Raw genomic sequence first — 5133 nt, 5'->3', positions numbered from 1 at the left:
TCAGCTGTATATTGGTATGACAGTAAGTATGGAAACACTTTTTTACCCCGCAAATCTTAAACTTAACAGTAATCTAATGAATTAAAATAATTTTATAAAATATAACTACCACTTCTAGCCCTTATTAAGCTTAATCTTCCATCAGAAGAAATACTATAGTTATGCGCACCTTTAACAGGTCTTTCACCCAATACGGCTTTCTCTAAACCGCCATAACCTTTATATAAGCTATAAATATCCTTATTTTTTATCCAATTTGGCACATTTTCTAAATGGTAGGTAAAAATGATCACCCGCTGACCTTGTAATTGGTCGTCAACTCCCGTAACTTTCTCAACCACAACCCGACCAAAGCAGAAGTTAGTGCCTCCCCACCAATCTACGTATTTACGCCCTTCCTCTGTTAAATCGTAACGGTACAGGGGCTTATCGCCGTCATGACCAACCAGCTCTTCGGTAAATAATCCCTCTTTAGCATAGAGGGCTAATCGTTTATTTAATTTATGATTAACATAAATTGGGTCACGATAATGTAAATCTTTATGATAACCAGGCATATATTTTATAGTATAAGGATACATATCCTCAGTTAAATCCCCCACTGCCAAACAAACTGATTTATTTCCTGTTGGGTTATTAATATCGTTTTCTCTTTGAATTCGCGTTTTATAATCGGTAAAATCGCACCCTGTCAGTAACGATAACATCAGTAAACTACTACCTAATATTAAGATTTTTTTGATTTGTGTTTTCATCAGTTATTACCTGTTGGTTAAAATTTGTTAATCGATTCTGTCACTGCTTCCGCTTATGGCTCGTATCAGCTGTATATTGGTATGACAGTAAGTATGGAAACACTTTTTTACCCTGTTCATCCACTTTCCCCGTTGGCCAATATTGAACGGTGCAAATCACTTCAAACTGACCAGTTACCCGCCCTACTAGTTGGTTTATCATAAATAAACCGATATTCGGCGCTTTTGGCTTGGTCGTTGTAACCTCTGTGGTGGCGCTGTCTGCTGGTGTTGCCGCTTTTTCCTGCGATGTTTTAATATCGATACCCATCACTTGCTGCATGGCATACCAATTTTTAACCGTATTCCCCAATTCTTTGGGGTTAGCTTTAAAGTAATCATAATATTCTAATTCTTCGTTCCTTATCATATTTTCATTAACCAGTTTAAAATAGGCTGTATTGTATTGTATCGGTTTAATACTTAATGCCTCTTCACCATCACTTACTGCTAATATGGTCTCTTGTGGTTCACCACGATGGCGGATGGTGATTGTTCCTTCAAACACCGCCTTATTCTTAACAAAATCAGGAAGTTGCATCACTAAGCTTAAATTGTACAATTTACTGTTTGAGGTTTTATTTATTGCCTCTACCACTTCACGTTGGTCATCGGTTCCCCAAACGATTCCCGTGACTTTAGTGGGCGCACTATTTTTTAGATTTTGTTGACCTTCTTTCCCCAAATCGCTTGCATTCACTTCATGGTGGGCGGTTTGGCAAAGTCCTTTTCGGGATGCCAAATAAAAATCTTGCTCGGATAGGTAGTTGCCCGTATCACTAATGGGGTAAGGTGGGTATAAGTCATTGCGAGCTAGGTTGCCAAATATGGAGCGGTTTATCCATTTGTCCATTTCGTCCCATTGGCTGCCGTCGTCGTAAGTGCCAAATAGAAAATTAAGAATAAATGGCGCTAAAACTAAAACCAGCCCCCATGGTCCAGACAACGCAAACGATAACCCCAATCCGGCTATTGCAAAACCAATACAAGAACTGACCATAAAACTAACGGCGCCAACATCACCCCGGGCTAATGCTTTATTGGCACGACAGATATCATTTAAGCTATCCACCAATGCCAATACTTTACCTGCTGCGCCAACAAAGTTCCCTGCTTTACCTAGCTTATTGAGTACTTTTAATAAGCTTTCGTTACGTTCACCAAAAAGAGCCGCCAGTTTGATGCCGGAGATTGCCGCTTCAGATGCCGTTAGGGCTATATCTAAATAAGTCCTAAATAAGGCTTTTGATACTTTATCAATTAAGACTGAATCGGTTAGTGTGCTCAGTTTTTCCTGTAAATTCTTAATTTGAATATGCTGATAAGCTAACGTCAATACATTAACAATACCCGTCGCTGAGGTGTCTAATACAGTACTTCGCCACTGGCTTTCTGCTTTCAATTTAGCTGATTGCAATTCATCATAACTAATTACATGGGCTTCTTTAAACTTTTCTACTTTGGCTGTGCCCTGACTGGTGGTCATGGTGCTTTCAAAGTTGAGCCGCTGTGCATCACAACCAAAGGTCATGAGTAAATTAAGCTCTACGTGTTGTCCTTGTGCTTTTTTAATGTCTAGACTTTTTAAAACAAATTTTTCTTGGGTTGCAAAATAACGACCTTGAATTTTTTTCCCTGCTGAGGTAACAAGTTTGCCGCCTCGCTCCGTTGGGAAGACCACTTTGGCGCTATTGCCTAAGGTGTCTAAAAATGCCTGCAAATTACTTACCGGTACCTTTACGGTGTATTGTTTATGCGTTGCGGTGGTAAACATATTCATTGCTTGGATTAGGTGCTTGTCAGCAATGGCAGTATTTAGCTTGTAAGTTGAATTGTGGGATAACGTTTTGACTATGTTGGTCATTGAGAGCTTAACCAGCTCTTCAGTTAAGTAAGCCCCTACGGTGACATTTTCTTTAATTTTTAAGTTCATTATCGGGTCGGCTAAATCTAACACCGTTTTTATGCCCGATAGCGGGTTGGCAACCTCGGCTGTTTGTGCTTCACTATTTGTGTCATTTTTTGCTAATATCGCTTTTACTTCGGCCGTTAGTTGTTTGTCAGCTTCGCTCACATTACCAGAGGCAACATTAAATAGGGTATAGCTTCCTTCTTTGCCCTCAATGAAATGATGATAAATACTCGTTTCATTATTTATTAATAGTGTCCATAACTCCGCTTGTTTGTCTAAATAAAGACTGCCAATAAAATCATTATCTAAAATAATATGTAAACTTGATAAAGCATTTAGATGCCGGTCTGAGGTATCTGGGGCACATTCGTCTAACCAAAATGGCAGGGTGTTTTTTTCACCAAATAGCCATAACACATAATTGAAGTAATCGTTAGAGACCTTTTCCACATAGGTAACTAAATTTTGGTACAGTGTTTTATTTAATGCGTGGTATTGACTATAAGAAGCTTCGTTTAACCGTTTGGATTCTTTTTTACTCCAAGCTTCATCCCTTCGCCATTCGGCAAGGATATTTTTAGCATTGGGGTACCTGACAACAACAACATCATAGTCATCACCATGGATAGGGCTATCGCTATTTTGTTTATAAAGCGCTAAGATTTTCTGTTTTTGCTCAGCGCTAATCTTAACTCGTTGATAATCGCCTAATGGCGGATTGTTGGTTGAATATCCAACCCCTTTATTACTTAGGTACCTAAAATAAAAATACTTGGCTGTTAAGCTCATGGCTGCTTCATAAGCTACGCCATTTAACGGTAAGCCATTTTCTGCGGCAAATTCACGCTCACCAATAACATCTAACACGGTAATTTCATCAAGGTAAATCTGGTCTGGTGTACCGGTGTTGGGTCTCATGTTTGGGTTATAGTGATTTTTTAGCTCATCTATTGCCGCCCTTCTTTTTCTGAGCGTTAATTCATCTTTATTTACTGAATCTTTATAAAACGCAAATAAAATACATTCCGATGCCTCGGTGGGTTGATGATTTATTTTTAAGATATCTTTATAACTTTCTATGCTGTTATATTGATTACGGGCATAGCTTGTTTCGGGTTTAAAGTAAAGAAAAGGTCTATCATTGTTTGCTTGTGATTGTTGCTTGCTAAAATAATTTTGAATTGCTTTGGTTCGTGGACCGGCTAAATTTGCAGCTACTTTTGTACGTACGTTGCCCTCAGATTTATGCTCTAACCAACCCTGAGGCGGGGTGCTAAATCGTAAATAGTTAGGGGTGCTATTAATCTCTTTATACTGCTGGTTATAACTGAGATCTAAAATATTTTCAGCATAAAACGATTTGATGATATCAGGGTCGATATCGTTGCCTATTTCGTCTTTACCTTCAAGAATAATTTTCTCGGTGGTTTTACCCAAATTTGCGCTTAATCTTTTTTGTAAAGCAATCACCTGTTCTTGACTGCGACCCGCTAATCCATTGACTATCGGCGCTAATAGCTGTCTGCGTTGGACTGAAAGCTCTTCGGCTAGTCCAAAGCTGTCTTCCACCAGTATGACCCCAATTTCATCGGTTTTGTAATTTGAATGCTCTCGTGCTTCACTTCGATAGCTGTTTATGGTTTGTTCAAATTCTTTATGCACGCCACCGACCGCTTTTCTTAATGAGTTAAAATGGCTAGCCGTGCAAAATAAGGTGCTAAAATGACGCAGTACTTCTTCAGTGGTGTTGTTAATTAAATCGTCTAAATTCACTTTTTGGGCATAAAACACCCCTTTGCCTATCTCTTTATTGGCTGAGGTATTTAGTGCCGTTGTTTTTGCTTTTAATGATTTTTGATATGCCGTTTGTTGTTCTTTATCAAAATAGTCAAGTACTTCTTTATCGCTGCATTCAAGTTCAAGCAAGTAACGTTCTTGTGTGCCTGTATGCATAAAGTCGTTAAATGAAAAACTGCGTTTTTGAGATGCCGCCATCTCTTCTGGTTTGGTTTGGGTTAAATCAATTTCAGTAAAACGCTGTTTGCGTTTGTCTTCGTTTTGACGATAATATTCAACCGTTTTTTTATCCCAACGGTAAGAACTGTAGGCTACCCACGCTTTGTCATAAATTTTATTGTCTATTGTGATAAATTTCGCTTTAAATTGATGCCCTTCTTCAATACACGATGTTGGTAGCGCTTTGGGGCGTGAACCTTTGACGTTTCTAAACTCTCTTAAGCGAAAAGCACCTGAATTGGTCACTTCAAATACACTCACTTTTAACAGGTCTAGGTTAGTACCTTGCCATTCTTTTACCGATTTATTTTTTTGTAATAATAGATAGACATAACCTTCTCTTAAGGTTCGATAAGCATATTTAAAATGGGTTAGCGCTTCTTCTGGCTCTCGGTCTGTTAGGGATAACAT

The 5133-nt window shown here is 38.6% G+C and carries 2 protein-coding genes; both read right to left on the bottom strand.

Going from position 1 to position 5133, the window contains the following annotated elements; translation table 11 throughout:
- Window positions 1-92: 92 nt before the first annotated feature.
- Window positions 93-755: a hypothetical protein gene (locus A9G36_RS00060; RefSeq protein ID WP_065585223.1), complete on the bottom strand. Its 663-nt coding sequence runs from the start codon at window positions 753-755 to the stop codon at window positions 93-95.
- A gap of 40 nt (window positions 756-795) precedes the next feature.
- A partial coding sequence (locus A9G36_RS10050; protein WP_065585222.1) for a toxin VasX occupies window positions 796-5133 on the bottom strand: 4338 nt, incomplete at its 5' end.

Origin of the sequence: Gilliamella sp. Choc6-1 (assembly GCF_001690385.1) — a bacterium.
In the GTDB taxonomy this organism is placed as follows: domain Bacteria; phylum Pseudomonadota; class Gammaproteobacteria; order Enterobacterales; family Orbaceae; genus Gilliamella; species Gilliamella apicola_A.
Note: the sequence above shows the minus strand (reverse complement) of the source record. Positions and strands in the feature narration are given on the sequence as shown.